The sequence below is a fragment of the Phytoactinopolyspora halotolerans genome, from assembly GCF_010550675.1.
Taxonomy (GTDB): domain Bacteria; phylum Actinomycetota; class Actinomycetes; order Jiangellales; family Jiangellaceae; genus Phytoactinopolyspora; species Phytoactinopolyspora halotolerans.
The window spans coordinates 117,971-143,622 of the sequence record NZ_JAAGOA010000014.1; the positions used below are offsets into that span (position 1 = coordinate 117,971).

Below are 25,652 nucleotides of genomic sequence, written 5' to 3' on the forward strand. Positions count from 1 at the left end.
TTCATCCGGAGATCTGAGCGGCGAGAGCGGCGACGTCGCCGACGACGACCACGGCCGGGGGTTTCGCGCCGACCGCGGCCGCGCGTTCCGCGATGTCCGCGAGCGTGCCCGAGGTGAGCCGCTGCCGCGGGCCGTATCCGTCTTCGATGACGGCGGCGGGCGTGGCCGGGTCCTTGCCGGCCTCGATCAGATGCGCGGCCGTGTCGGCCAGCAGTGACACGCCCATCAGCAACACCAGCGTGCCCTGGCCGGCCGCGAGCGGCTTCCAGTCCAGCCCTTCGTGGCCGGAGATGACGGTGAACTGCTTGGATACCCCGCGGTGGGTGACCGGGATGCCCACCGCGGCCGGGACGGAGACCGCACTGGTGACGCCCGGCACCACCTCGACGGGTACGCCCACCTCGCGGCAGGCGATCGCTTCCTCGCCACCGCGGCCCAGCACGAACGGGTCGCCGCCCTTGAGCCGCACGACCCGTTTGCCGGCGCGGGCATGCTCGATGAGCAGCCGATTGATCTCGTCCTGCGGGACGGGATGGTTGCCGGGCGTCTTGCCGACGTCGATCACCAGCACATCGTCATCGAGCGCGTCCAGCAGCGCGTGCGGCGCGAGCCGGTCGATCACCACGACGTCGGCCTCACCCAGCAGTTGCCGGCCGCGCGTCGTGATCAGTGACGGATCGCCTGGGCCGCCGCCCACCAGCGCGACGCTGCCGGTGGTGGCGCCGCGGTTGTGCCGCAGCGGTAGGCGGCCGGTCTCCAGCGCTGTCTGGACGGCGTTGCGGACCGTGCGCGCCCGGCCGGGGTCACCACCACCGCTGACGGCGACGATGAGGTCGCCGACGCGGGCGACCGCGGGTGTCCACGCGGCGGAGGCGGCGGCGTCGTCGGCGCGTACACACCAGATGCGGGCGGCCTCGGCATCGGTGGCCGCCGCGTCGTCGACGGCGCGGTCACCGGTGGCGGTGTGCACCAGCCACGCGTCGTCGAGGTCCTCGGCGCGATACTGCCGCGGCTGCCAACCGGCGCGGCCCTGTTCCACCAGGGCGGCGAGCGGTTCACACAGCGCGGGGGCCACGACGAGCAGGTCGGCACCGGCGTCGGCCAGCGGCTCCGCTCGCCGCGCCGCGATCGGCCCACCGCCCACCACGACGACGCGGCGGCCGGCGACGTCGAGCGTCAGCGGATATCGTGAGCTGGCTTGCGCCGAACCGGCCGTCGACGTCGCGCGATCGCTGCCCATGAGACTCCTTCAGAGCGTTGTCCACCGGCGCGACGGGAGCCGCCGCACCGACGCCATTATCTCCCGTGCGATATCCCCCCGGTGCCGAGCGTGCCCGGCGCGGCCGTGCCCGCGGCAGTTGTGCCCGTGACAGCCCGGCCGAAGCGCATCCCTCGGCGGGCTTTGCAATGCACACATATACGCAACCCTCACCGTTGCGTATATGTGTGCATTGCAAAGGCGGGCGGTGGGTCGCGTCTTCGGGCTCGTGACGGTGCACGAGCGACGACGCGCCGAGCTAGACGTTGATCCCGCACTCGGTCTTGGCGGAGCCGGACCACCGGCCGGCGCGCGGATCCTCGCCCGGTGCCACCGGGCGTGTGCACGGCTCGCAGCCGATCGACAGGTAGCCGATCTGCTTCAGCGGATTGATCAGGATGTCGTGCTTGGCGACGTACTCCTCGACATCCTCGTCGGTCCACGCCGCCAGCGGGTTGACCTTGACCTTGCGACGCTTCGGGTCCCACGCCACCACCGGCGTGTCGGCCCGGGACGGCGACTCGGCGCGACGCACGCCGGCGGCCCAGGCGTCATACGGCGCCAGCGCCCGGTCCAGCGGCCAGACCTTGCGGATCGCGCAGCACAGGTCCGGGTCGGTCTGGTACAGCTTGCCGTACTCGGCCTCGTGTTCCGGCACCCGCAGCGGATGGGTGACCGTCTCCACGTCGATGTTGTACGCCGAGGCGATGGCATCCCGGGTGCCGATCGTCTCGGCGAAGTGGTAGCCGGTGTCCAGGAAGAGCACCTTCATGCCCGGCACCGCCTGCGACGCCACGTGCGAGAGCACCCCGTCGGCCATCGACGACGTGACGACGAACTTGTCGCCGAACGTCTCGTGCGCCCAACGGATGATGGTCCCGGCCGGCGCCCCTTCCAGTTGGCGCGCGGCGTCGAGCGCGAGCTCTTCCAGCGGCTCGGCAGCGGTGACGGTCATCAAGCACCCCTTCGTGTGGACAAACCCAGCAACTTCACGGAGAAGACGCGTAGACAAGAGCGACATTCCCACGCCCCGTGTTCCTCGACCGGGAAGAGATCTTCCTCACTGCAGAACGGGCAGTGCAGGATGGCCGCTCGTGTCTCGCTCACTGCAGGTCAGCCTCCTCGGCTCGGGCCGCCCACTGGGCGAAGCGCTCGCCCTCGGAGCGCTTCTCGACGAACCGGCGGACCACCCGCTCGACGTAGTCCGGCAGCTCCGCCGCGGTGACCTTGTGGCCACGCAGCTTCCGGCCGAAACCGGCGTCCAGGCCGAGCCCACCGCCGAGGTGGACCTGGAAACCTTCCTCGCCCTTGACGATCTGGCCCTTCAGCCCGATGTCGGCGACCTGGATGCGGGCACAGGAGTTCGGGCAGCCGTTGACGTTCAGCGTGATCGGCACATCCAGCTGACCGTTCAGGTCGCTGAGCCGGCTCTCCAGCTCCGTGACGGTGTCCGCCGCCAGCCCTTTGGTCTCGACGATCGCGAGCTTGCAGTACTCCAGGCCGGTGCAGGCCATGGTGTTGCGCCGGAAGACGCTCGGCCGGGCCTGCAGGCCGAGCGCGTCCAGGTCGGCGATGAGCGGCTCGACGGCATCCGCCTCGACGTCCAGGATGACGAGCTTCTGGTGCGGGGTGGCGCGGATCCGGGCGGAGCCGTGCGCCTCCGCGGTGTCGGCGAGTTTGGCCAGGGTGGTTCCGGAGACGCGGCCCACCACCGGGGCGACGCCGATGTAATAGCGGCCGTCCTTCTGCCGGTGCACGCCGACGTGGTCGTACGGGTGGTCTGGAACCGGGGACGACGGACCGTCGATGAGCTTGCGTCCCAGGTACTGGTCGGACTCCAGGACTTCCCGGAATGTCTCCGCACCCCAGTCGTCGACCAGGAACTTCAGCCGGGCCCGGTGCCGCAGCCGGCGGTAACCGTAGTCCCGGAAGATCCCGGTGACGCCGGCCCACACCTCGGGCACCTCTTCCAGCGGGATCCACGTGCCCAGCCGGACGGCGAGCTTCGGGTTGGTGGACAGGCCGCCGCCCACCCACAGGTCCAGGCCCGGGCCGTGCTCGGGGTGGTTCACGCCGACGAACGAGATGTCGTTGGTCTCGTGCACGACGTCGGGCAGCCCGCTGATCGCGGACTTGAACTTCCGGGGGAGATTGGAGAACTCCGGCGAGCCGATGTAGCGGCGCTGGATCTCGTCGATCGCCCACTGCGGATCGAGCACCTCGGCATCGGCGATCCCGGCGACGGGCGAGCCGAGGATGACGCGCGGGGTATCACCGCATGCCTCGGTGGTGGACAACCCCACCGCCTCGAGTTTCTCCCAGATGGTGGGGACGTCCTCGATCCGGATCCAGTGCAGCTGGATGTTCTGTCGGTCGGTGACGTCGGCGGTGTCGCGCGCGTACGTGGTGGAGATGTCGGCGATGACGCGCAGCTGCTCGGTGGTCAGGGCGCCGCCGTCGATGCGGACCCGGAGCATGAAGTACTCGTCGTCCAGCTCGTGTGGCTCCAGGACGGCGGTGCGCCCGCCCGGAATTCCGGGGCGGCGCTGCGTGTACAGCCCGAACCAGCGGAACCGGCCGCGCAGATCCTGCGGGTCGATGCTGGCGAAGCCGCGCTTGCTGTAGATGTTCTCGATGCGCGCCCGGACGTTCAGGCCGTCGTCGTCCCGTTTCGTCCGCTCGTTGGGGTTGAGCGGTTCGAGGTGGCCGAACGCCCACTGCCCCTCACCGCGGGGTCGGCGCGGGATGGTTACCTGGCTCGATGGCATAAGAAGATCTCGTCCTCGAGGTCGGGGACGCACGTACGCGCGGGTCAGATCGACGGTGACCTATCAGCCGACACGTCCGAGCGCCCGGAACAGTCAACGGGCGGCGGTCAGCAGGCCAGACACATCATGCTGGAGACACGTCGGTAGTCCACGTGGCGACGGACCACGAGGTAGAGCATCGACGCGCGCAACATGTCTGTCATCCTCGCATGCCTGGATCCGTACGACGACCGTCTGTCCATCATCTGGACCGTTGTCTCACATTCTGGCGTGCCTTATGGACCTTCTGAGGCAAGCTTATGCGCCCAGTTGTCGAGGGTGTGGAAGGCGCCTCTCGTGGCGTGTGGTCGGCGGTCTCGGTAGAGGAACGCCCGTGTGGGCGCAGATCCGTCGCCATATCGGCCGCGCGGATGCGACCGCGCGCACCGCGTGTCACCTCCGGTATCGCATGTCACCTCCCGTACCGCGTTGGCGCACTTTTCGGGGCATATGCGTGACGGGAGGTGACACGCGCGACGGTAGGTGACACGGCGCGAGAAGTCGGCGGCGGTCACGAAGCGTCGACACCGGCAATCGGGACAAGATCGACTATCATCCCTCGGGTGCGTATATCTCCGCTGCTGCTCGCCATTCCTGTGCTCGCCCTCACTGCGTGTTCGGAAGTCTCCGACGCGATCTCGGATGGGATCTCGGACCGCGCGAACTCGATGGCGTCTCAGGCCCTCGAGGATGGAATCCGGGATCAACTGGCCGGCGCCGGGATCGAGCTGGCCGGCGACCCGGATTGCTCGACCGACCTCACCCAGGACAACCTCACGCTGACCGGGACGGCGGATTGCTCGGCCACGACGGCCGACGGCCAGGCGGCGACGGCGACGTTCGACGGGACCTTGTCCAGCTCCGGCTGCTCAGGCACGGTGACCATCGCGGTGGAGGGGCGGACCGTCGTCGATTCGCAACGAGTTCCGAACTGCTCGATCAGCCTGTAGGAGGACGCGGAACCGAGACCTCCTCCCGTACCGTAGGGACATGTCCGACGATCATGACGGCATGTCCGCCGCCGAGTTCGGCACGGCCTTCAAGGGTCGGCCGCCAGCGACGACGACGGCGGTGGTGGCATCGACCGCGGCGACACGCTGACAGTCACCGACCGCCACCTGGCCGATGCCCTGTATGAACTGGTGGTGGACGGCGGTGCGCTGACGCGGAGCCTACTGGGCGCGAGCGGCGTAGATGAGGGACCGCCGAGCGCGGGTAACCATGGAGCACAACCGCGGAAGCACGCCTATTCGGAGGCGTGTCCGGTGGCGGGCTCGGAGGGCCGCTCGGCGTCCTGATGCTGGCAGTCGCACCAGGACCGGTCCTTGGCCAGCGCCGGGCAGTCATCGTGCTGCCCGTTGCCGCACGCCGCGCAGATCATCTCCGTGTCACCTGTCCGTTGCGCATCCCGTCGTGTCGTTGTCCAGATCATTGTCGTCCTGAGCGCAGGTTCCGCGTGCCGGTGATTCGTCGGCGCCAGATCTTACCTACCTTCAGGACGTGTATACCCATCATGTGGCCGGGGCGGCCCGATCCACGATCACCCGGGCCTCGACCGCCGGCGGCAGCAGACCGAACACTCCGTGCGCACCGTCCAGCCGGGTGGCGCAGAAGGCGTCCGCGACCGCCGGCGGCGCATGTCGCACCAGCAGCGACGCCTGCAACAGGGCTGCCATCCGGGCCGCCAGCACCCGGGCCAGGCGGCTGGCCGTGTCCGCGTCGGCGGCCGCGCTGTGCAGCAGCGTCTCGGTGTCGGCCAGGGCGGTGCGGAGCAGGGTCGCGTTGGTCGGCCCGGCGTCGTCGGCGACGTCCACCTCGGCACGCCAGGCGGCGAGCGCCTCCGGCTCACGGGAGATCGCACGGAGCAGGTCCAGCGCCTGGATGTTCCCCGCGCCTTCCCAGATGGAGTTCAGCGGCGCCTCCCGGTACAGCCGCGGCATCCCGCTCTCCTCGACATAGCCGTTGCCGCCCAGGCACTCCAGCGCCTCGGCGACGACGTTCGGGGTGCGTTTGCAGACCCAGAACTTCGCCAACGGCAATCCGATCCGCCGCAGCGCCCGCTCGTGCGGATCGTCGGCCCGGTCGACCGACGACGCGAGACGGATGGCCAGCGCCGTGGCGGCCTCGGACTCGACGGCGAGATCGGCCAGCACGGCCTGCATCAGCGGCGCGTCGTCCAGCTTGGTGCCGAACGCGCTGCGGTGCGCCGCATGCCAGCAGGCCTCCGCGACGGCCCGGCGCATCAGGGCGGCCGAGCCGAGGGTGCAGTCCAGGCGGGTGGCCGCGACCATCTCGATGATCGTGGCGACGCCGCGTCCTTCCTCGCCGAGCCGCCGGCCCCAGGCGGCGTCGAGCTCGATCTCCGCTGATGCGTTGGCCCGATTGCCCAGCTTGTCCTTCAATCGTTGCAGCGCGATCGCGTTGCGTGTGCCGTCCTCCAGCATCCGGGGCACCACGAAGCAGGTGAGCCCGCCGGGAGCCTGCGCCAGCATGAGGAAGACGTCGTTCATCGGTGCGGAGCAGAACCATTTGTGGCCTGTCAGCCGGTACCAGCCGTCGGTCGCCGGAGCGGCCGCCGTGGTGTTGGCTCGGACGTCCGAGCCGCCCTGTTTCTCCGTCATCGCCATACCCGCCAGCGCGCCCGCCTTCGCCCCGGCGGGGCGCAACCCGAAGTCGTAGGTGGTCGACGTCAGCCGCGGCTCCCAGACGGCCGCGAGCTCCGGGTCCATGCGCAACGCGGGCACGGCCGCGTACGTCATCGATATCGGACACATATGCGCGGCCTCGACCTGGCTCCAGATCAGGAAACCGGTGGCGCGGGTGGCATGCGAGCCGGGGACTGAGCTGCCCCAGCCGCCGCTCTGCAGGTGATGGTCGACGGCGGTTTCCATCAGACGATGCCACGACGGGTGGAAGTCGACCTCGTCGATGCGGTGGCCGAAGCGATCGTGGGTGCGCAGCGCGGGTGGGTAGGCGTCGGCCTCCCGCGCCCACCGCTGCGCCTCGGCCGACCCTGCCTTGGTTCCCAACGCGTGCATGCGGACCAGCTCGTCCTGATCGCCGTGCCGGTTGAACGCCTCGACGAGCGCGGCGTCGGCGGCGAAGACGTCGTAATCGGCCAAGGGAGGCGGCTGGTTGGTGACCTGGTGGGTGGTGCGCACCTCACCACCGTAGCCCGACGGGACGCGGCCGGACAGCGTCAAACGCCAGCTGGTGGGTACCGGCGGGGGAGAACTGATCGCTCATTGAGCGGATCTGGAGGAGAGATGTTGAAGATCGCGCTGTTACTGCTTTTGCTCGCGCTGCTCATCGGCGGATTCGGGTTGGCGATCGAAGCCGTGCGCTGGATGCTCATCATCGCCGTCGTCGTGCTGCTCGCCAGTGCGGTCGCCGGCTATGTCGGGCAACGCGGAAATGCGAAGAACACCTCCGACGGGCCCGGGCCGACGCCGTAGAGGCGTCTTCGTCTCTGGGCGCAAGAACTTCGCATATGGGTCGTAGTCGGACGGCGCGGGCGGGGTAATGCTGGCGGAACGTTACGCCAGAGGAGGCAAGGATGTTCTTTCACCGGCAAGAGCTCCAGCATCGTGCCAAGCCCGACCGCCCGGACGCGGTCTATGCGCGCAAGCTACAAGAGGTGCTAGGCGGCCAGTACGGCGAGATCACCGTGGCGATGCAGTACGGGTTCCAATCCTGGAACGCGCACATTCCCGGCAAGTACCGGGACCTGCTGTTCGGTATCGGTGCCGAGGAATTCGGTCACGTGGAGATGCTCGCGACCATGATCGCGCAGCTGCTGGAGAAGGCGCCGGTCGGCGTCACCGAGGACGCCGTCCAGGACGACCCGACGGTCGCGGCCGTGGTCGGCGGCATGGACGTCCAACACGCCATCGTCGCCGGCGCCGGTGCGCGGCCGGTGGACAGCAACGGCAACCCGTGGTCGGCGGCCTATGTCACCGCGAGCGGCAACATGCTCGCGGATTTCACGGCGAATGCCAACGCGGAGATGCAAGGTCGGCTGCAGGTGTCGCGGCTGTACCACATGACCGACGACGCCGGTGTGCGCGACCTGCTGTCATTCCTGATCGCACGGGACACGATGCACCAGAACCAATGGATCGCGGCCGCGCGCGAACTGCAGGAGGAAGGCGTGGAGGAACTGCCGGTGCCGAGCAACTTTCCACGTTCCGACGAGGACAGCGAGGCGGCGTACCAGTACATCAACTTCTCGAACGGCGAGCACGCCGGTGAAGGGTCGTGGGCACGGGGTCCGACCCCGGACGGGGACGGGGAGTTCAGCTACCTGGACGAGCCGCCGGCCGGCGAGCCGATGCCGTCGCCCACCAAGCCGGATTCCCGGTTCTACGGCACCACCAACCTGCCGAACGTCGCCGAGAAGGCGGCAGGCAAGGTCCAGGACAAGCTCAATAAGGAGTAGCGAACTGCAGACGGGCATGGCGGGCGACGCGGATTGGGGCGGGCCGGAATTCACTGAGACCGCTGGAACGCGCATGCATGCAGCCGTCCTCGGACCGTCCGGTGCCGAGCCGGTGGTGTGCGTGCACGGGTTAGGGGTGTCGCACCGGTACTTCGGTCCGTTCGCGCGCAGTCTCGCGCACGAGGTGCGGGTCGTCGCTCCGGACCTGCCCGGATTCGGGCGCACGGCGGCGCCGTCACGGCACGTGCTGGATGTGCGGGAACTCTCGGAGGCACTGGCGAAGTGGCTGCGGGCGACCGGCCGCGCGGGGGCGGTGATGGTGGCCAACTCCGCGGGTTGTCAGGTGGTGGTCGATCTCGCGGCGCACGCGCCGGACCTGGTGGGGCCGGTGGTGCTCAACGGGCCCACGGTCGACCGGCACGCGCGTTCGGTGCCGCGGCAGATCGTCCGGCTGATCGCCAACGTACCGCTGGAACGTCCGTCACTCGGACTGCTCGTGGCCCGCGACTACCTCTCGTGTGGTCCACGCCGGGTGTGGGGCACGTTCCGTTGTCTCCTGGACGATCCCGTCGAGGGAAAGCTTCCGGCCGTACAGAGCCGGGCCGTCGTCGTCCGGGGTGCTCGAGATCCGGTCAGCTCGCGCGCCTGGGCCGCGGAGGTGGCCGGGCTGCTGCCACGCGGAAGCCTGGTAGAGGTTCCGGGCGCCGGGCACACGTTGAACTACTCCGCGCCGGAGGAACTCGCCCGCATCACCCGTGAGCTGATGCGTGACGCGGGTAACCAGACAACTCAGATGAAGGAGGAGTCATGACCTACACCCGACAACTGATCGACACCTACCCGGCCGAGATCAACCTGGACCGGGCTCAGCTGGCCGAGGTGATCGACGCACTCAGTGCGTGCGCGCAGGCGTGCTCGGCCTGCGCCGATGCATGCCTGTCCGAGAGCGCGGACGCGCTGCCGCGGCTTGCCCGTTGCATCCGCGACAACCTCGACTGCGCCGACATCTGTGCCGCCACCGCCGCGGTGCTGACCCGGCAGACGGGTTACGACGCGCGGGTCACGCACGCTCAGGTGCAGGCGGCCGCGCAGGCCACCAGGACGTGCGGAGACTCCTGCGCTGAGCATGGCGAGACACATGCGCACTGCCGGGTCTGCGAGCAGGCCTGCCGGGAGACGGAGCAGCTGCTCAAGGATCTGCTTCCGCAGGTCGAGCCGTCCGGACAGGGGCCGTCGCGGCCCAGCCAAGCCGCGCCGCAGACGTGAGCGTCGCGTTGCGGGGGTGAGCGTCGCGCTGCGGGGGTGAGCATCGCTCAGCGCCAGCTGACCCGGCCGTCCGCCGCATAGCCCTCGACGAACGTGTCGATGTCGTCGACCCGCAGCGGGGAGGGGATCGGGAAACGGCCGGGCAGCTCGGCGAACGCCGGCTGGAAGCGGAGGCTGCTGCCCAGATCGGCCGGATAGGACCGTTCATCGACGCCGATGATCTCGCCGTGTTCGCGCGCATGCTCCTGGATGAGCTTCCGCCAGCGGTCGATACCCACCACGCCGGGGGAGCGGAGCCCTTGCGAGAACAGGTTGAGGTGGATGGTCCGGTACGGCTCCGCGTCGGCGAGATAGCCGGCGAACTCCTGGTAGCTGGGCTCCATGTTGAATCGCAACCAGAACGGAACGACGCCCAACCGCAGGACCCACATCGGGTCCCACTGCACATAGCACTCGGCGAGCAGTCGATCGGTCGGCCGATCCAGCCGCCCGTACCACCAGCGGTGGAGATCGGCGACGAGCGGGCTGAACTCCTGTGGTTCCTCCGCCACCAGCCGCCGCACCGTGAACCCATGCGTGTCGGCGAGTTCTCGGACCTCGGCGGACAGCGCGTCGTCGAATCCCCATTCAGCCTCCGCACGGCGCGCGTCGCTCTCGGGTGGTTCCCACACCCGGTACTCCGAGCCTTCCGCGGCCAAGTACTCGGCGATGCGTCCGCCACTGTTGTGGTACTCCTCCTCGCTGACCCCGCCAAGACAGCCGAACTGGAAGTAGGCGCGCTCGCCGACCGCGCGGCTGCGCCAGGTGCGCGTACATTCCACCTGGATCACGGTGCCGCCCGGGGCGAGCCGTTCGGCGATGAACCGGCGGAGCCGGTCGCCCAATCGGGCGCGCTTGAGCCGCATATAGGCCATGCCCTGCAGCATCGGCCGGTCCTGTGCCGGATCGTGCATGTGGTAGACGCTGATGTCCGGGTTGTTCCGGGCCAGCAGCCGAGTGATCGGAGCCAGCCGGTCTATGGCGTCGGCTGGATCGTCCGGATGGGTGGCCCGGTCCCGTACCGACACCAGGGTCGTCTGCGGTAGGTAGGGTGCCCCCAGCGCCGCCGCCAGATGCAGTACGGCGCCGCTCGCGGAGCCGATGACGATGACCGGGTACGGGCCGGGTCCGTACTGCTCGGTGATCCAGTGCGCGATGTCCTCGGATCGGACGTCGTGCACCCGGTGCAGCGGTACGCCTTGCTGCAGGCCCATGCCGATGTACGCCCGGCGGCGCACGGCGTAGGGCAGCTTCGCCGCGACGTCGGCGAGCAGCGGCGAAGCGGGCCCGACCGACATGGCCCCGTGGTCCCTGCCCCGAAGGAAACGCCCGAGGGCCCGGACCATGTTCACGCCGGAATCGAAGTCGGTGTGGAATCTGGCGGCTCGCATCCGCCGCATGGCCGGCTACCCGCGTGTCCGGCTCAGCCGGCCAGGAATATCGCGGATGCGTTGGGTCACCGGCCTTCGTAGCGGCTTGCCGAGGCGCGAACGACGGAGGGCGCCGGCGCCTTCGCGTCGCGCACGATCAAGCGGCGAGCGTCCGGGCCGTATGCGATCGAGTGTCGAGCGCCCGGGGCGTATGCGATCGAGTGTCGAGCGCCCGAACCTTGAGCGGCGCAGCGGCGAGCGGCGGAGTCTGGGCGGGCTGAACGTGGAACCGTTGATGGTCCGGCCATCCAGACGGGGCCGGCCGGACTGTTGCCGGGAGGCCAGTTGCCGCACGGCCACCACGGCACCGCCCGCAGCCGCGGCCGTGGCGAGCCGCCGCACGGCCGTCCGTCGGCGGCCGTGCCATCCGCCCTCGGCATGGCCATCGCCGGGTTCGGCGTCGTACAGGTTGCCCGACGTCTCGCCCGCGGGGTTCTCGCGGGACAGATGCGCCCGATCCACCATCACACCCATGGCTCGCTCGACCGTGCCGGGCGCCACCTTGTGCTCCATCACCATGCTCCTCGGCACGGATCCGACGGTGACCTCCCTGCGCGGGAACCGGACCAGGTTCACGATCGCCCGCGCCACCCGTTGCGGCGAGTAGACCGGAGGCATGGCCACCGCCTCCCGGCCGGTGTAGTTGGCCGCGTGGTGGAACAACGGTGTGTCGATGGTCCCCGGCATCACGGTGCAGATGTGGATGCCGGAGGACCCCTCCAGCGCCAACTCTTGACGCAGGCTGGTACTCAGCGCGTTGATCGCCGCCTTGGACATCGAATAGGCGTGCGTGTACGGCTGCGGCACGGCGGCGACCACCGACGAGACGTTGACCAGCACGCCCCGCCCGGTACGCCGGAAGTGCGGCAGGGCCGCCCGAGCACCGTGCACGTAGCCCATGATGTTGACATCGAGCAGCCGCTGGATGTCCTCCAGCGGGGTCTCCGAGAACGGACCGAAGACCGTGACGGCCGCGTCGTTCACCCAGACGTCCAGCGAGCCGAACCGCTCGACGGCCGCCGCGGCGAGATCCTCCACCGCCGAGGCGTCGGCCACATCGCACGGCACGGCCAGCGCGTCCGCCCCGTGCGCTTCACACTCCGCCCTGGCCTGCTCCAGCGCGTCCGCGTTGCGCGCCGCCAGCACCACGGATGCACCGGCGCGGGCCAGTGCGATCGCCGTCGCCCGTCCGATCCCGCTGGAGGCTCCGGTCACCACGGCAACCGTGTCCTTGACCCTCATCTGCCCCCTCCTTCCGTCTCGTCGGCACCACTACCCGCCCGAGATCACGCCAAACAAGACGGCCCGTCCAGCGTGTTTGACATCTGTCACGGCACGATCCCCAGCGTTTGCGCACATGTCGGTCGTGGCCGCCGCGCCTTCTCCCTACACTCCTCGGAATGTTCGTCCGCGTCCGGACGCGGAGGACGAGTTCGTGCCCCTGCCCGTACATCGGCGCATCACAGCGGCGCCCATTCGAACGAGGCCTACATGATCAACGTCAGCGCACCGATCGTCACCACGTTCGTCGTCTACCTGGTCGCCATGGTGGCGATCGGCATCTGGGTCTATCGCCGGACCCACGATTTCACTGACTTCGCCCTCGGCGGCCGCAGGCTCAACGCACCGACCGCGGCGCTGTCCGCACAGGCCAGCGACATGTCCGGCTGGCTGCTCCTGGGGCTTCCGGGTGCGGTGTACGCCGCCGGGATCGGAGCGACCTGGATCGCCGTCGGACTCGCCGTCGGCACGTACCTGAACTGGAAGTTCGTCGCACCGCGGCTGCGCACCTACACCGAGCGTGCCCGCAACGCGGTCAGCCTCTCCGCGTATCTGGAGGAACGGTTCGAGGACCGCACCCGGCTGCTGCGCATCGTGTCGGCCGCGGTGATCGTGGTCTTCTTCACCGTGTATGTGGCCAGCGGTCTGGTCGCCGGCGGGGTGCTGTTCGAGGAGATGTTCGGGATGGACTTCGAGCTTGCGGTGACCGTCTCCGCTGTGGTGATCGTGGTCTACACGTTCCTGGGCGGTTTCCTGGCGGTCAGCCTGACCGACGCGGTTCAGGGCACGCTGATGTTCCTGGCCCTGCTGGCCATACCGATCATCGGGATCGGACTGCTGGGTGGGTTCGGAGCGCTCACCGACGCGCTCGACGACGAGAGCCCGGACCTGCTGGACATCGGGGCCGAGGCCAGCTTCGCCGACGGCACCTGGGCCGACGGCGGCTCGCTGAGCGTGGTGGCCGTCGTGTCTCTGGTGGCCTGGGGGCTCGGGTATTTCGGCCAGCCGCACATCCTGGCCCGGTTCATGGGCATCCGCAGCGTCGCCGACATCCCGGTCGCCCGGCGGATCGGCACCAGCTGGGTGGTGGTGACGCTGGCCGGCGCGTCCCTGGTCGGCCTGGTCGGCATCGCCGAGCTCGACGAGCCGCTGGCCAACCCGGAGACCGTCTTCATCGCGCTGACCGAGCAGATGCTCGACCCGTGGCTGGCCGGCATCATCCTGGCCGCGGTGCTGGCGGCGATCATGTCGACGGCGGACAGCCAGCTGGTGGTGTCCTCGACGGCGCTCACCGAGGACTTCTACCGGGCCTTCCTGAACCGGGAGGCGTCGAACACCACGCTGGTGTGGGTCGGCCGGCTGACCGTGACCGGGGTGGCGATCGTCGCCTACGTGATCGCCCTGGGCGGCGGGGCGGTGCTGGAGATCGTCTCGTACGCCTGGGCCGGCTTCGGAGCGGCGTTCGGGCCGGTGATCGTGCTGTCGCTGTTCTGGCCGCGGATGACCTGGGCAGGCGCGATGGCCGGCATGGTGGGCGGCGCGCTGACCGTGGTGCTCTGGGAGTACATCGACCCGCACACCGGACCGTTCGAGGGCATCTACGAGATCATTCCCGGCATCCTGGTGGCGACGGTGGCGGCGCTGCTGTTCGGCCACTACGTGGGTACGCCGCCGCAGCGACGCTGGGCCGGGGCGATGCAGGATCCCTCGGACGACGAGCCGGCGCGCCTCGCCATGATCATCGAGGATGTGCGGGGTCATAGCCCCGCGGATCCTCGATGATCATCGGCTCGTCAGCAGCGGGGCGAGGGTCAGCCCGAGGTGCAGCAGCAGCTGCTGATCGCCTCGGGCCAGGTCCAGCCCGGTGACCTGCTCGATGCGTTCCAGCCGGTAGTAGACGGTCTGCCGGTGCACGTTCAGCGCGGCGGCCGTCTGTTGCACGTTGCCCGCATGGTCGAGGTACGCGCGGGCGGTGGCGATCAGGTCGCCGTCGCCGTGGTCGAGCAGGCGCAGCACGGCATGGTCCAGCACCGCTCCGGCCAGCGTGGAGTCGGAGCCGCAGCCCAGCAATCGATAGACCCCGAGCTCCGGCCAGCCCGCCACCGGCCGCAGCGCCGGAACGGCCTGCGCCACCCGGGCCGCCAGCCGGGCTTCCTGCCAGGAGCCGCGCGCGTGGGCCAGGTCGGGCCTGGGCGCACCGATGCCGGCCACCAGCTCGGCGCTGCGAGCGGTCGCATGCGACTCCACTGTCGAGACGAGGAGCCGCTCGGCGACGTCGCGGGCGGGCGTGGTGCCCGTGTCCTGCGGCGAGGATCCGGGGGAGCCGACCGGGACCAGCAGCGTCGCGTGGTCGTCGGCCGTCGACACCAGCACCGACCGGGGCAGCTGGGAGAGGTTGACCGGGAACGGGCCGGCGGCGGCCACTCGGAGCTCGACGACCGCCACCGGCGTGCCGCGGGTGATCAGGCCGTCGTCGTCGATCTCACCGGCGGCGCGGTCGGCGATCTCCGGGTCCGCGGAGAGCAGGTCTCGCAGCTTGTAGCCCAGATCGTCGCGGACCCGGGCCTGCTGCGCCAGCATGGCACCGGCCCGGCCGGCCAGGTCGAGCAGCTCGGGCAGGGCGTCGTCGTCGATCTCTTCGTCCGGGTCGAGCAGCCAGAGGTATCCGTAGGTCACGCCGTGCCAGCGCGCCGGCAGGCACAGGCGGCCGAGCACGCCGTGCTCCGGCGACGACGGGATGCGGACCGGCACGTCCGAGTCGGCGATGCCGAACTGCTCGAACCAGCTGCGCACCTCGGCGGTGGACTGACGGCGCAGGATGGTGTGCTGGCGGACCTCGTCGATGCCGTCGTCGTGCGAGCCGAACGCCACCAGGTTGAAGCGCCGGTCCTCCAGCGTGGCCGGCTTCCGCAGCACCCGGGATACCTCGTCGACGATGTCCTGCAGTTCGGGTCTCATCGCCGTCCTCCAGTGCGCCATCGTGCCGGGATCCGCGCTGGCCAGCGCCCCGACGTCCAGACCAGTTGTACATCTGTACAACCCGGCGCCGCAACGCCGTGGCAGCTGTCCGCTGTGCGCACGCGCGACGGCTGCGTACGTTCGCCCTCTAGCGTCGTAGAAGGAGGTCATGTGCTCGGTCCCACGCTGCTGGCGGCATCGCGCAGCGCACGCGTGAAACGCCTGGTCACCAGCGCGCCGGTAGCGCGACAGCTGGTCGCTCGGTTCGTGGCGGGGGAGGCCGACGACGCCGCGGCGGACGCGACGCGCCGGCTGATCGGCTCCGGCCTGGCCGTCACGATCGACCGTCTCGGTGAGGACGTCCTGGACGCCGGCCATGCGCAGGAGACACAGGCCGCCTACGTCCGGCTCCTGAACCGGCTCGCCGAAGACGGGCTCGCCGCCGGCGCGGAGGTGTCGCTGAAGCTCTCCGCCGTCGGGCAGGCGCTGCCGGGCGACGGCGAGCGGGTGGCGCTGGACCATGCGCGGGCGATCTGCGCCACGGCGCAGCGTGCCGGGACGACCGTCACCGTGGACATGGAGGACCACACCACGGTGGACTCCACCCTGAGCATCGTCGGCGAGCTGCGCGCGGACTTCCCGTGGGTCGGTGCGGTGCTGCAGTCCTGCCTGCGTCGCACCGAGGCGGACTGCCGTGCGCTTGCGGTGGCGGGCTCGCGGGTACGGCTGGTCAAGGGCGCGTACGCCGAGCCGTCGTCGGTGGCGTACCCGGCCAAACACGACGTCGACCGGGCCTACGCGCGGTGCCTGCGCATCCTGATGGCTTCGCCGGCCTACCCGATGGTCGCCACGCACGACCCGCGCATGTTGCGGCTGGCGGATGCGCTGGCCAGCCGGTACGGGCGCGGGCCGGAGAACTTCGAGTACCAGATGTTGTACGGCGTCCGCCCGCGCGAGCAACGAAAGCTGGCCGCATCCGGTGCGCGGGTCCGGATCTACCTGCCCTACGGCGCCGATTGGTATGGGTACCTGATGCGCCGGCTGGCGGAGCGGCCGGCCAACGTCGCCTTCTTCGCCCGTTCGGCGCTTAGCCGCTAGCGCCGCATGCCCGGAGCTCACGCGGACCTGGAAACCGCTGGACCTGGAGCCCGCCGGGACCGTCCGAGTCTCCCTCGCACCATCCACATCCGCCGACGAAAGGAACGCCAGATGGACGCCGTCACGCATCCGCCGATGCCGGTGAACGAGCCGGTGAAAACCTACGCACCGGGAAGCGCCGAACGCACCCGGCTGGAGGCGAAGCTGAAGGAACTGGCCTCCGAGCAGCTGGAGCTGCCCGCGTCGATCGGCGGCGAGTGGCGCCCCGGCGGCGGCCCGGAACAGTCCGTCGTCCAGCCGCACGACCATACGCACGTATTGGGAACCTACCGGTCGGCCACCCACGACGATGCGCGGTCGGCGATCGCCGCGGCCGCCGAGGCGGCGCCGACGTGGCGGGCGATGAGCTTCGACGACCGCGCCGCCGTCCTGCTCAAGGCGGCCGAGCTGCTCTCCGGCCCGTGGCGGGACATGCTCAACGCCGCCACCATGCTCGGGCAGAGCAAGACGTTCGTGCAGGCGGAGATCGACTCGGCGTGCGAGTTGATCGACTTCTGGCGGTTCAACGTGCACTTCGGCCGGCAGATCCTGGCCGAGCAGCCGGCGGCCAACGCACCCGGCGTGTGGAACCGGCTCGACCACCGGCCGCTGGAGGGGTTCGTCTACGCGGTCACGCCGTTCAACTTCACCGCCATCGCCGGGAACCTGCCGACCGCGCCGGCCCTGATGGGCAACACGGTGCTGTGGAAGCCCGCGCCCACCCAGCAGTTCGCCGCCTACTGGACGATGCGGCTGCTGGAGGAGGCGGGGATGCCGCCGGGCGTGATCAACATGCTCCCCGGCGACGGTGTCGCGGTCTCCGACGTCGCGCTGGCCGACCCGTCGCTGGCCGGGATCCATTTCACCGGCTCGACGGCCACCTTCCAGCATCTGTGGCGCACGGTCGGGGAGAACCTGACGACGTACCGCTCCTACCCGCGTGTCGTCGGTGAGACCGGCGGCAAGGACTTCATCCTCGCGCACCCGTCGGCGGATCCGGCCGTGCTCCAGGCGGCGCTGATCCGGGGCGCGTTCGAGTTCCAGGGGCAGAAATGCTCGGCGGCGTCGCGGGCGTACGTGCCGCGCAGCCTCTGGCGACGGATCCGCGACGACCTGGTCGCCACCGTCGATGCGCTGCCCGTCGGCGATGTACGCGACTTCGGGAACTACCTGGGTGCGGTGATCGACGCACGCTCGTTCACCCGGCTGAAGGGCGCCATCGACCGTGCACACGCCGAGCCGTCGATCCGCGTCATCGCGGGCGGCAGGTACGACGACGAGGCGGGCTACTTCGTCCGGCCCACCATCGTGGAGTGCGACGACGCCGACGACGAGGTGTTCCGCACCGAATACTTCGGGCCGTTCCTGGCCGTGTACGTCTATGACGACGAGGACTTCGAGCGCGTCGTGGACCAGATGGAGCGGGTCGCGCCGTACGGGCTCACCGGCGCGGTGATCGCGCAGGACCGCTCCGTCATCGCGTACGCCACCGAGGTACTGCGGTTCGCCGCGGGCAACTTCTACATCAACGACAAGCCGACCGGGGCCGTCGTCGGGCAGCAGCCGTTCGGCGGCGCCCGGGCGTCCGGGACCAACGACAAGGCCGGCGCGCCACAGAACCTGCAGCGCTGGACCTCCACCCGGGCGATCAAGGAGACGTTCGTGCCGCCGACGACGCACCGCTGACCCGCGTCTGCTCGACGTCGTTGTCTCACGTAACGTTTGCGCGGCCTACGCCGCGGCTAAGCGTTACGTGAGACAACGAGGTGCGCGTGGGGCCGCGCGGCGGCGCCAGTGCGACGGGGGCCGTGGCCCGAAGAGGTAGCGTCGGTGAGCGTGAGTGAACCAAGGATTCGCGTCAGCGGCGAGGTGAACGATGCGCTGGCCGCCGGACGGCCCGTCGTCGCGCTGGAGAGCACGATCATCTCGCACGGTCTCCCGCAGCCGGACAACCTCCGGGTGGCGCGGGAGATCGAGCAGGTCGTGCGGGCGCACGGTGCGGTCCCGGCCACCGTCGGCATGGTGGCCGGGGAGATCCTGGTCGGGCTGGACGACGACGCGCTCACCCGGCTGGCCACCGGCGACGAGGTGGCGAAGCTGTCCGTGCGGGACGTGCCGATCGCGGCGGCGCGCGGTGCCGACGGTGCGACGACGGTCGCCAGCACCAGCGCTATCGCCGCGTCGGTGGGGATCGAGGTCTTCGCCACCGGCGGGCTCGGCGGCGTGCACCGGCAGGCAGGGGAGACGTTCGACGAGTCCGCCGACCTGGTCACGCTGGCGCGGATCCCGATCGTGGTCGTGTGCGCCGGGGTGAAGTCGATCCTGGACGTGGGCGCCACACTGGAGCGGCTGGAGACGCTCGGGGTCGGCGTCGTCGGCTACCGCACCGCCCGCTTTCCGGGGTTCTTCGTCACCGACAGCGGGTTCGACCTGGATTGGCGGCTCGACTCGGCCGAGGAGGTGGCGGCTGCCTGGCGGGCGCACCGGGCGTTCGGTGTGAGCCCGGGTGCGCTGGTGGTGGCGAACCCGCTGCCGGAAGACCAGCAACTCGACCGGGAGCTGCACGACCGGGTGCTGGCCGAAGGGCTGGCGATCGTAGAACGCGACGCGGTGACCGGCAAAGAGGTGACGCCCGTGCTGCTGGCGCACTTCCACAGCGCCACCGGCGGGGCGAGCCTGGCGACGAACATCCGGATCATCCTCGCCAACGCCGCCCTGGCCGCGCAGATCGCCGCCTCGGGAGCGGCCCCTGCCACGGCGGCGCCCGAGTCGCTGTGATCGTCGTCGTCGATGGCTCGACGATGTGTGCGCCTTCGGCGTTTCGAGCCCGTGATTGCGGGTATGGCCTGGCCATCCGATTCCGGTAGGGGGCTGTCATGGCACGTAACACGGTCTTACACGCACTGCACGACGTCGGGCTTGCCGCATGGTTCGGCGGAACGCTGGCTAATGCGGTCTCGCTGAACCAGGCCGCCAGTGCGGTGGATGATCCCGAAAGCACGGGTACGGTCGCGAACGTCGGCTGGAACCGTTGGACGCCGGTCAATGCCGCGGCGATCGGGGTCCACCTCGTCGGGAGCGCGGGACTACTGGCTGCGAACGCGCCTCGGCTCAAGGCGCAGCAAGGTGTCCTCGCCATGTCTGTGGCGAAGACGGTGCTGACGGCAGCGGCGCTGGGGGCCACCGCCTATGGCCGAGCCCTGGGTGCCAAGGTGTCGAAGCGACAGGACATGCCAGCGGAAAGCGGCACTGAGCCGGCCGAATCGACGCATTCTGAAGCAGCCGCCGCCCAGCGCCAGCTGTCCATGCTCCAGTGGGCTATTCCCGCGCTGACCGGCGGGATCGAGGTAATCAGCGCCTACGCGGACGAACAGCAACGAGCCACCGAGGTGCACAAGGGCCTGCTCAACCGCCTCATGGGCTGAACCGTGAGCGAGCAGACTCAAGCTGCTCAGGAGCGTGCGGCGCTCGGGGTCAGGGCGGCCGGCTCGTTGTTCGGAGCCATATTCAGGGCGGCTGGGGTTCTTCGAGGTGGTAAACCCATACACCCGAAGGGTGTCATCTTCAACGCCGCCATCCGACGTACCGGCTCGCAGGTCGCATGGGGGTGCCCCTGGCTGGACGAGCGCGGAGAGCATGGTGGAACGGCTCGACTGTCCAGATCAGTCGGCCTCCCCACACCGGTCCCGGATATCCATGGCTTGGCGGTCACGTTTATCGGCGATGACGGCGAACGCCACGATGCCCTGCTCGCCACGACAGGGGCGAGCAGGGCGGGCAGGTTCGTCCTCGTTCCCAGATCCGAGCCGTACGGGTGCACATACGGCTCATTGTTCCCGTACCGATCGCCCCGCGGGCTGGTCCTTGTAGCGGCTTCACCGTTCTCGGCCGTCAGCGCGCCGGATGCGTTGGTGGCGGTGTCATTTCGCCTTCAGGTGGCGGCAGTGGCAGGGCCGTGGCACACGTTCGGCACACTCAGGTTGACCTCCCCGGAGGACGGGCTGGCAGACGAACCGTTGCGGTTCGATCCTGTCTTGTATCCGCTGCCGGGCCTGCAATGGCCGATTGCGCTGCAGGGGCTTCGGGAGCCCGCCTATGCGGCCGCGCGCTGCACGCCCGCACAAGTTGGGTAGTGACGAGGTTGGGTAGTGACGAATTTGTACGGCGGCGGAGTGACCGCGCCGTGAATGGGTAGGGCTGCACCATTCGAACGACAACTGCGTGGGCGGGCCGGTAGGCCCGTAGGGAGGACCATGACATGTCTGACGACGTAAGAAGAGGCATGACCGCTACACCGGTGCAGGCGGCTGCCACCGTGGTCGCCGCGGTGTTCTTGGTGATCGGCGTGATGGGGTTCATCCCCGGAATTACTACCGACTTCGATGAGATGCAGTTCGCGGGTCATGAATCCGAGGCGATGCTGCTGGGAGTTTTCCAAGTTTCGATCCTGCACAACATCGTGCATCTCCTGTTCGGAGTCGTCGGATTATTCCTGGGACGCAGCTTTGCCGGAGCGCGGAACTTCCTCATCTGGGGAGGTGCGGTCTACGCCGTGCTGTGGCTGTACGGACTGTTTGTCGACGAGGAGAGTTCGGCGAACTTCGTACCGTTGAACAGCGCCGACGATTGGTTGCATCTGGTGTTGGCCCTCGGCATGGTCCTGCTGGGTGTATTTCTCGGTAGGACGCCGCGCGGCGCGGCGGGCACCGCGCAGAACTAAACGATGGACCCGGCGGACCAGGTCATTCCCGCTGACCGCAGAAGCAAGCTCCGGTCAGCGGGGAGTGGATCAGCGCTCGGGCGCAGGTGCAACCCACACGTCGAGAACAGTCGAACTGCGGTCGACAGAGATCGGTGTGAGTAGGAGAAGCGCATGCTAGTCAAGAAAATGCACGAGATGGGCGTCAGAAGTGACCACGTCTACAACGCCGCTGTGGGCTCTATTGGGCTGTCGGTCATTGCGTGGTTGACATCGAAGAAGGGCGAGAAATCCGGCTCGGCCTGCGCGGACCGCTGGGGAATCTTCGTCGGGACATGGGCGCCGACCCTGTTCGGGCTCGGCAACGCCTTGCACCAGTACGAGCAGAGATAGGCGCGAAGCTGCGGTTCGCGGCCGGCGAATTTCAGGCCAACGACAAGCCGACCGGCGCGGTCTTCGGCCAGCAGTCGTTCGGCTGGACTCGGGCGTCCGGGACGAACGATAAGGCCGGGGCGCTGGGGGGACCGGTGGCCGCCTTTGACTTCCTGACCTTAGGTTACGTTGGCAGCCGCTGGACGGTCGCCAAGCGTAACTTAGGCCCAGGAAGTGGGGCGGCGGTGAGCGCACGCGGGAAGGTAGCGTCCAGGGTGTGAGTCAACGGAGGATTCGCGCCGGCGGTGAGGTGAGCGACGCGCTGGCCTCCGGTCGGCCGGTGTTGGCGAACCCGCTGTGATCGTCGTCGTCGGGGATGTCGTCACGGATGTCCTCGCTCAGGTCGGTGGCGACGGCGGCGAGCTCGCCATCGGGTCGGACACGCCTGCCGGGATCCGGATGAGCGGTGGTGGGCAGGCAGCGAACACAGCAGCATGGCTGGCGTCTCTCGGTGTGGACGTCACCTTCGTGGGTGCCGTCGGCAATGACCGAGCGGGGGAGGACCGCGTTGCCGAGCTGCGGGATGCCGGTGTCCGCGTGCGGGTGAGTAGGCGGGACGGCATGGCGACCGGTTGCGTGATCGTCCTGGCGCACGGCGACGAGCGGACGATGATCAGCGATCGAGGCGCGAACGCGCTGCTCGACGCCGACCACGTGGCGGCCGCGATCGGGGAGATCGGACCAGAGCCGGCCGGCGGCGGCGAGACGGACGTCCGGCACCTGCACCTATCGGGCTATACCTTGCTGGATCCGGCCTCGCGAGCAGCCGGGCTGCGGGCACTGGAGCTGGCTCGCGACGCCGGTCTCACGACGAGCGTGGACGCGGCGTCGGCGGAGCCGCTGCGGGCCGCCGGTCCGGCGTTCATCGAGTGGATGCGTGGCGTGGACATCCTGTTCGCGAATACCGCCGAGGCGGAGGTGCTGGCGAGCTACATGGTGCTCCCGGATGGCGGCCGACCGGCTGATCCGGCGCAGTCGGTTGATCCGGCCCGTCAGGCGTCCGGCCTGGCGCGGCGGACGGGCGGCGAAGTGGTGGTCAAGCTCGGCGACGCCGGAGCGCTGTGGTCGGACGGCGTCCAGGTGATCAGGCATGACGCTGTTCCGGTGCGCGTCATCGACGCGACAGGTGCCGGCGACGCGTTCGCGGCGGCGTTCCTCGAGTCTTGGACGCGTACGCGCACCAGGCCCGAGACGGCGCTCGCGGTGGGTTGCGCGCTCGGGGCGGAGGCTGTCGGTCACGTTGGCGCTCGGTAGCGGCGAGATGAAGGGTGCTGACGTTCGTCGGCCCATCTCCTCCGCAGAGATGATCAGCCGATGCGAGCCAGACCGTGTGAAGACAGATCCCAGGCGGCGCGGCTATCGGACGGTTGCCGTGCCGACCAACACGTCGCTCGTCGTGCCGGCCGACACGTCGCTTGCCGTGATGCTGCCGTCCCAGTCGAGTACCCGTTCGAACGCTCGTGCCACGGTCATGCGCCGACTCCTCGGTGGCAGGACGGCGAGGACGATATGGGTCCGGCCCTGTCGACCGCTGAGAGTGACCATGCCCGAGTCGGCCAGCGGGGATGGGTCAAGTCGAATGATCCGGCCGGCTACGGGAACCTGACGTGAGGCCTTGATCCACGATGCCGGGCTGAAGGAAACCTGTTCAGTCATGAAACCTCGGCTGTCCAGGGCGTCGATCAGGGCGGGGAGCTCGGCGCTCAGGTCGAGGGATCGGGGCCACCACACGCCGCGCAAGCGTGGGTGTTGACCCGGACGGATGATTCGGTACGCGACCCGAGTCGTGGAAACGTCTGCGATGTGATAATTCGTGAACTCGCGCATATGTGCGCCTTGTCTCCGGCCTCTGCGGCCGGCCTGGATGAAATCGGCGCCGCCGTAGCTGTCTGTGTCTACGCATCAGCGCACCAGTCTCAAGTTTACACCCGGCAACACCTGAGCCCTCGGTGGCGCGGCGGGCATACCCGGCGGCTGCCTGGCGAAGTAGCCTGCGGAACGCGGTTCGGGCGGCGCCGGGTCGGCCGTGCCGGCGAGGGCGGGCCACTCGGTTTCGTTGTTAAATGATGTAGATTCGGGGTAGCGGTGTAGGACATGGAATCGCTGTTGGTTCCAGCCACACCGGCAAGAGAATGTCGGCCGTAAAGGCCGAAGATGGGCACGGTTATGCGACTGCCCGAAGTCACAACACGCCACCCCCGCGCCATCCGCGCGGTATTCAGGGCACCAAGTACCAACCATATGGCCACGCTGGACGGCGCGTGGTGGCCGCGTTCGCGCGATCTGGCCGCCGAGCTGCCGGAGCTGATCGCCACGCTGTCCCAGCGCGGCTTCACTGTGGCCCGTGTCGCCTACCACCGGGACTCATGGGATAGCGTGTCCGGGAAGCTGCCCATCGCGGGCAGGGTAGTCCGGTTGGGGTGGTTCCGCACCATCGACGCACACCTTTTGAGCCTCACCGAGCTCCGCAGCGCCGACCGACTGGACCTTCTGGTGATCCCTCCCACGAGCGACCCGCTGCTCGCCGAGCAGGCATTCGCGTGGATCCAGGACGGACATCACGACGGGCGAGCCACCGCATTCCTGACCGACGCAGACACGGCTTCTCGGCCGTCCTCGGCGTTGTCCGGGGTCCACGCAGGCAGAGTGGCCGAAAACGCGTGGGAGTCCGAGGGTGGCTCATACCCCCGCCCAAACATGAACAACGGAGATTTGCATGAACCCAACCTCGCCCAGCTTGGCAGCTGACACCAAACAGGAGCCTGTACCGGAGCGTGTGCGGTACGTCAGCACGTACACCGAGCTGTCGCGCAAGGTCCAGGCTGCCGGATTGCTCCGGAGGCGCTACGCCTACTACTGGACCAAGATCATCACGCTGGTCGCCATGTTCGCCGGTATCTGGGTGATATTCGCGTTCGTCGGCAATTCATGGTTCCAGCTGCTCCTGGCCGCTGCCCTCGGCATCGTGCTCACCCAGTTCGGGTTCCTCGGCCATGACAGCGCACACCGGCAGATCTTCGCCTCGCACCGCTGGAACGACTGGACCTCTCGGGTGGTCTCAGGCGTGTTCATGGGTCTCAGCCACGGATGGTGGACGAGCAAGCACAGCCGCCACCACGCCAATCCCAACAAGGAGGGGCGAGATCCCGACGTCGGCGCCGGCGTCTTCGCCTTCACCCCCTCTGCCGCACGAGCCAGGCGCGGGCTGCCGGCCCGCCTCACACCACGGCAGGGCTACTACTTCTTCCCGCTTCTGCTGCTGGAGGGTCTCGCCTTACATGTGGCGAGTGTCCAGACCCTCATACAACGGCGGGATCTGAAGCATCGGTGGTGGGAAGCTGCAATGCTGACCGGCCGTCTTGGCGGGTACGTCGCGGTGCTCCTGATCGTCTTGCCTCCGGGTAAAGCGGCTGCGTTCTTCGGCGTCCAGATGGGTTTGTTCGGATTGATCCTCGGCGCCGCGTTCGCGCCTAACCACATCGGCATGCCCATCGTCCCAGGGACGATGAAGATCGACTTCCTGCAGCGACAGGTGCTGATGTCCCGCAACATCCGAGGTGGATGGCTGACCAGCCTGGCCATGGGCGGCCTCAATTACCAGATTGAGCACCACCTGTTCCCGAGCATGCCGCGCCCCAGCTTGCGTAAAGCACAACGCATGGTGAAAGACCATTGCGCCAAGCACAAGATCAGCTATACAGAAACCGGCTTGTTCGAGGCATATCGCACCATTGTTCGTTACCTCAACACCGTCGAGTTCTCCGCCATCGATCCCTTCCGTTGCCCCCTCGCGTCGCAGTACCGCAACTGACTCGGTCAGCTCGCCGCCGTCGCGTCGTGGCCGTCGGCAGGGCAGTGGCACGCGTCGTGGTCACGCTTCCTGGCTCCATGTTTCGTTTAATGCCGC

23 protein-coding genes and 1 pseudogene are annotated in these 25,652 nt (G+C 69.0%); 16 read left to right on the forward strand and 8 right to left on the reverse strand.

Annotated elements, in window-relative coordinates; translation table 11 throughout:
* Position 1: 1 nt before the first annotated feature.
* The 3 genes from cobA to G1H10_RS19515 form a co-directional block, all read right to left on the reverse strand.
* Complete coding sequence (gene cobA, locus G1H10_RS19505; RefSeq protein WP_163740836.1) at positions 2-1,240, reverse strand: uroporphyrinogen-III C-methyltransferase; 1,239 nt, start codon at positions 1,238-1,240, stop codon at positions 2-4.
* 277 nt (positions 1,241-1,517) lie between these two features.
* The gene (locus G1H10_RS19510; RefSeq protein ID WP_163740838.1) at positions 1,518-2,213 is read right to left on the reverse strand and encodes a phosphoadenylyl-sulfate reductase; all 696 of its coding nucleotides are present in this window, start codon (positions 2,211-2,213) and stop codon (positions 1,518-1,520) included.
* Between the two features lie 148 nt (positions 2,214-2,361).
* Positions 2,362-4,026 carry a nitrite/sulfite reductase gene (locus G1H10_RS19515; RefSeq protein ID WP_163740840.1) on the reverse strand — a complete coding sequence of 555 codons (1,665 nt, stop codon included), beginning with the start codon at positions 4,024-4,026 and terminating at the stop codon, positions 2,362-2,364.
* 602 nt (positions 4,027-4,628) lie between these two features.
* On the opposite strand from G1H10_RS19515, the gene G1H10_RS19520 reads away from it, so the two are divergent.
* The gene (locus tag G1H10_RS19520) at positions 4,629-5,015 is read left to right on the forward strand and encodes a hypothetical protein (protein ID WP_163740841.1); all 387 of its coding nucleotides are present in this window, start codon (positions 4,629-4,631) and stop codon (positions 5,013-5,015) included.
* A gap of 561 nt (positions 5,016-5,576) precedes the next feature.
* Here G1H10_RS19520 and G1H10_RS19525 read toward each other — a convergent pair.
* A complete protein-coding gene (locus tag G1H10_RS19525) occupies positions 5,577-7,226 on the reverse strand; it encodes an acyl-CoA dehydrogenase family protein (RefSeq protein ID WP_163740843.1) in 1,650 nt (549 codons plus the stop codon).
* A gap of 105 nt (positions 7,227-7,331) precedes the next feature.
* Here G1H10_RS19525 and G1H10_RS19530 point away from each other — a divergent pair, with 105 nt between their 5' ends.
* The 4 genes from G1H10_RS19530 (at position 7,332) to G1H10_RS19545 (ending at position 9,769) form a co-directional block, all read left to right on the forward strand.
* Positions 7,332-7,520: a hydrophobic protein gene (locus G1H10_RS19530; protein WP_163740845.1), complete on the forward strand. Its 189-nt coding sequence runs from the start codon at positions 7,332-7,334 to the stop codon at positions 7,518-7,520.
* Between the two features lie 101 nt (positions 7,521-7,621).
* Positions 7,622-8,503, forward strand: a complete 882-nt coding sequence (locus G1H10_RS19535) for a manganese catalase (protein ID WP_163740847.1) — start codon at positions 7,622-7,624, stop codon at positions 8,501-8,503.
* Positions 8,504-8,576: 73 nt separating this feature from the next.
* Complete coding sequence (locus G1H10_RS19540) at positions 8,577-9,314, forward strand: alpha/beta fold hydrolase (protein ID WP_216853448.1); 738 nt, start codon at positions 8,577-8,579, stop codon at positions 9,312-9,314.
* Positions 9,311-9,769 carry a four-helix bundle copper-binding protein gene (locus G1H10_RS19545; protein WP_163740851.1) on the forward strand — a complete coding sequence of 153 codons (459 nt, stop codon included), beginning with the start codon at positions 9,311-9,313 and terminating at the stop codon, positions 9,767-9,769. Before G1H10_RS19540 ends, G1H10_RS19545 begins: the two co-directional genes overlap by 4 nt.
* Before the next feature lie 47 nt (positions 9,770-9,816).
* Here G1H10_RS19545 and G1H10_RS19550 read toward each other — a convergent pair whose 3' ends face one another.
* Positions 9,817-11,199, reverse strand: a complete 1,383-nt coding sequence (locus G1H10_RS19550) for a hypothetical protein (RefSeq protein ID WP_163740853.1) — start codon at positions 11,197-11,199, stop codon at positions 9,817-9,819.
* 15 nt (positions 11,200-11,214) lie between these two features.
* Positions 11,215-12,480 carry an SDR family oxidoreductase gene (locus G1H10_RS19555; RefSeq protein ID WP_163740855.1) on the reverse strand — a complete coding sequence of 422 codons (1,266 nt, stop codon included), beginning with the start codon at positions 12,478-12,480 and terminating at the stop codon, positions 11,215-11,217.
* A 249-nt stretch (positions 12,481-12,729) separates the two neighbouring features.
* On the opposite strand from G1H10_RS19555, the gene putP reads away from it, so the two are divergent.
* Positions 12,730-14,301 (forward strand): sodium/proline symporter PutP, encoded by a 1,572-nt coding sequence (gene putP / locus G1H10_RS19560; RefSeq protein WP_163740857.1) that lies wholly within the window; start codon positions 12,730-12,732, stop codon positions 14,299-14,301.
* On the opposite strand, the gene G1H10_RS19565 is transcribed toward putP, so the two are convergent.
* Positions 14,302-15,477 (reverse strand): PucR family transcriptional regulator, encoded by a 1,176-nt coding sequence (locus G1H10_RS19565; RefSeq protein WP_216853449.1) that lies wholly within the window; start codon positions 15,475-15,477, stop codon positions 14,302-14,304.
* Between the two features lie 171 nt (positions 15,478-15,648).
* On the opposite strand from G1H10_RS19565, the gene G1H10_RS19570 reads away from it, so the two are divergent.
* From G1H10_RS19570 to G1H10_RS19600, 8 genes and pseudogenes are all read left to right on the forward strand, one after another.
* Entirely contained in the window at positions 15,649-16,575 is a 927-nt protein-coding gene (locus G1H10_RS19570; RefSeq protein ID WP_163740861.1) for a proline dehydrogenase family protein, read from the forward strand.
* 111 nt (positions 16,576-16,686) lie between these two features.
* Positions 16,687-18,300 (forward strand): L-glutamate gamma-semialdehyde dehydrogenase, encoded by a 1,614-nt coding sequence (gene pruA, locus G1H10_RS19575; RefSeq protein WP_163740863.1) that lies wholly within the window; start codon positions 16,687-16,689, stop codon positions 18,298-18,300.
* Between the two features lie 150 nt (positions 18,301-18,450).
* Positions 18,451-19,392, forward strand: a complete 942-nt coding sequence (locus G1H10_RS19580) for a pseudouridine-5'-phosphate glycosidase (protein ID WP_163740865.1) — start codon at positions 18,451-18,453, stop codon at positions 19,390-19,392.
* A gap of 98 nt (positions 19,393-19,490) precedes the next feature.
* Positions 19,491-20,039, forward strand: a complete 549-nt coding sequence (locus tag G1H10_RS19585; protein ID WP_163740867.1) for a hypothetical protein — start codon at positions 19,491-19,493, stop codon at positions 20,037-20,039.
* Positions 20,040-20,896: 857 nt separating this feature from the next.
* Positions 20,897-21,334 (forward strand): DUF4383 domain-containing protein, encoded by a 438-nt coding sequence (locus G1H10_RS19590; RefSeq protein WP_174264510.1) that lies wholly within the window; start codon positions 20,897-20,899, stop codon positions 21,332-21,334.
* Between the two features lie 177 nt (positions 21,335-21,511).
* Positions 21,512-21,706, forward strand: coding sequence for a hypothetical protein (locus G1H10_RS19595; protein WP_216853450.1), 195 nt, complete (start codon positions 21,512-21,514; stop codon positions 21,704-21,706).
* Positions 21,697-21,966 (forward strand): annotated as a pseudogene (locus G1H10_RS35080) (hypothetical protein); the annotation flags it as partial. The gene G1H10_RS19595 and the pseudogene G1H10_RS35080, both read left to right, overlap by 10 nt.
* Positions 21,967-22,042: 76 nt before the next feature.
* On the forward strand, positions 22,043-22,999 hold the full coding sequence (locus G1H10_RS19600) for a carbohydrate kinase family protein (RefSeq protein ID WP_163740871.1): 957 nt from the start codon (positions 22,043-22,045) through the stop codon (positions 22,997-22,999).
* A gap of 102 nt (positions 23,000-23,101) precedes the next feature.
* On the opposite strand, the gene G1H10_RS34045 is transcribed toward G1H10_RS19600, so the two are convergent.
* Positions 23,102-23,572, reverse strand: coding sequence for a DUF5994 family protein (locus G1H10_RS34045; protein WP_281354306.1), 471 nt, complete (start codon positions 23,570-23,572; stop codon positions 23,102-23,104).
* Positions 23,573-23,911: 339 nt separating this feature from the next.
* Between G1H10_RS34045 and G1H10_RS19605 the strand changes: the two genes are divergently transcribed.
* On the forward strand, positions 23,912-24,493 hold the full coding sequence (locus tag G1H10_RS19605; RefSeq protein ID WP_281354307.1) for a DUF5994 family protein: 582 nt from the start codon (positions 23,912-23,914) through the stop codon (positions 24,491-24,493).
* 136 nt (positions 24,494-24,629) lie between these two features.
* On the forward strand, positions 24,630-25,556 hold the full coding sequence (locus G1H10_RS19610) for a fatty acid desaturase family protein (RefSeq protein WP_216853451.1): 927 nt from the start codon (positions 24,630-24,632) through the stop codon (positions 25,554-25,556).
* Positions 25,557-25,652 lie beyond the last annotated feature (96 nt).

Excerpts from the sequence above, each read along its gene's own strand:
- G1H10_RS19530 (WP_163740845.1), top strand. The coding sequence starts at position 7,332 with ATGTTGAAGATCGCGCTGTTACTGCTTTTGCTCGCGCTGCTCATCGGC.
- G1H10_RS34045 (WP_281354306.1), bottom strand. The coding sequence starts at position 23,572 with ATGCGCGAGTTCACGAATTATCACATCGCAGACGTTTCCACGACTCGG.
- G1H10_RS19585 (WP_163740867.1), top strand. The coding sequence starts at position 19,491 with ATGGCACGTAACACGGTCTTACACGCACTGCACGACGTCGGGCTTGCC.
- G1H10_RS19535 (WP_163740847.1), top strand. The coding sequence starts at position 7,622 with ATGTTCTTTCACCGGCAAGAGCTCCAGCATCGTGCCAAGCCCGACCGC.
- G1H10_RS19555 (WP_163740855.1), bottom strand. The coding sequence starts at position 12,480 with ATGAGGGTCAAGGACACGGTTGCCGTGGTGACCGGAGCCTCCAGCGGG.
- G1H10_RS19540 (WP_216853448.1), top strand. The coding sequence starts at position 8,577 with ATGCATGCAGCCGTCCTCGGACCGTCCGGTGCCGAGCCGGTGGTGTGC.
- G1H10_RS19510 (WP_163740838.1), bottom strand. The coding sequence starts at position 2,213 with ATGACCGTCACCGCTGCCGAGCCGCTGGAAGAGCTCGCGCTCGACGCC.
- G1H10_RS19545 (WP_163740851.1), top strand. The coding sequence starts at position 9,311 with ATGACCTACACCCGACAACTGATCGACACCTACCCGGCCGAGATCAAC.
- pruA (WP_163740863.1), top strand. The coding sequence starts at position 16,687 with ATGGACGCCGTCACGCATCCGCCGATGCCGGTGAACGAGCCGGTGAAA.
- cobA (WP_163740836.1), bottom strand. The coding sequence starts at position 1,240 with ATGGGCAGCGATCGCGCGACGTCGACGGCCGGTTCGGCGCAAGCCAGC.
- G1H10_RS19590 (WP_174264510.1), top strand. The coding sequence starts at position 20,897 with ATGACCGCTACACCGGTGCAGGCGGCTGCCACCGTGGTCGCCGCGGTG.
- G1H10_RS19610 (WP_216853451.1), top strand. The coding sequence starts at position 24,630 with ATGTTCGCCGGTATCTGGGTGATATTCGCGTTCGTCGGCAATTCATGG.
- G1H10_RS19515 (WP_163740840.1), bottom strand. The coding sequence starts at position 4,026 with ATGCCATCGAGCCAGGTAACCATCCCGCGCCGACCCCGCGGTGAGGGG.
- putP (WP_163740857.1), top strand. The coding sequence starts at position 12,730 with ATGATCAACGTCAGCGCACCGATCGTCACCACGTTCGTCGTCTACCTG.
- G1H10_RS19565 (WP_216853449.1), bottom strand. The coding sequence starts at position 15,477 with ATGAGACCCGAACTGCAGGACATCGTCGACGAGGTATCCCGGGTGCTG.
- G1H10_RS19550 (WP_163740853.1), bottom strand. The coding sequence starts at position 11,199 with ATGCGAGCCGCCAGATTCCACACCGACTTCGATTCCGGCGTGAACATG.
- G1H10_RS19605 (WP_281354307.1), top strand. The coding sequence starts at position 23,912 with ATGCGACTGCCCGAAGTCACAACACGCCACCCCCGCGCCATCCGCGCG.
- G1H10_RS19595 (WP_216853450.1), top strand. The coding sequence starts at position 21,512 with ATGGGCGTCAGAAGTGACCACGTCTACAACGCCGCTGTGGGCTCTATT.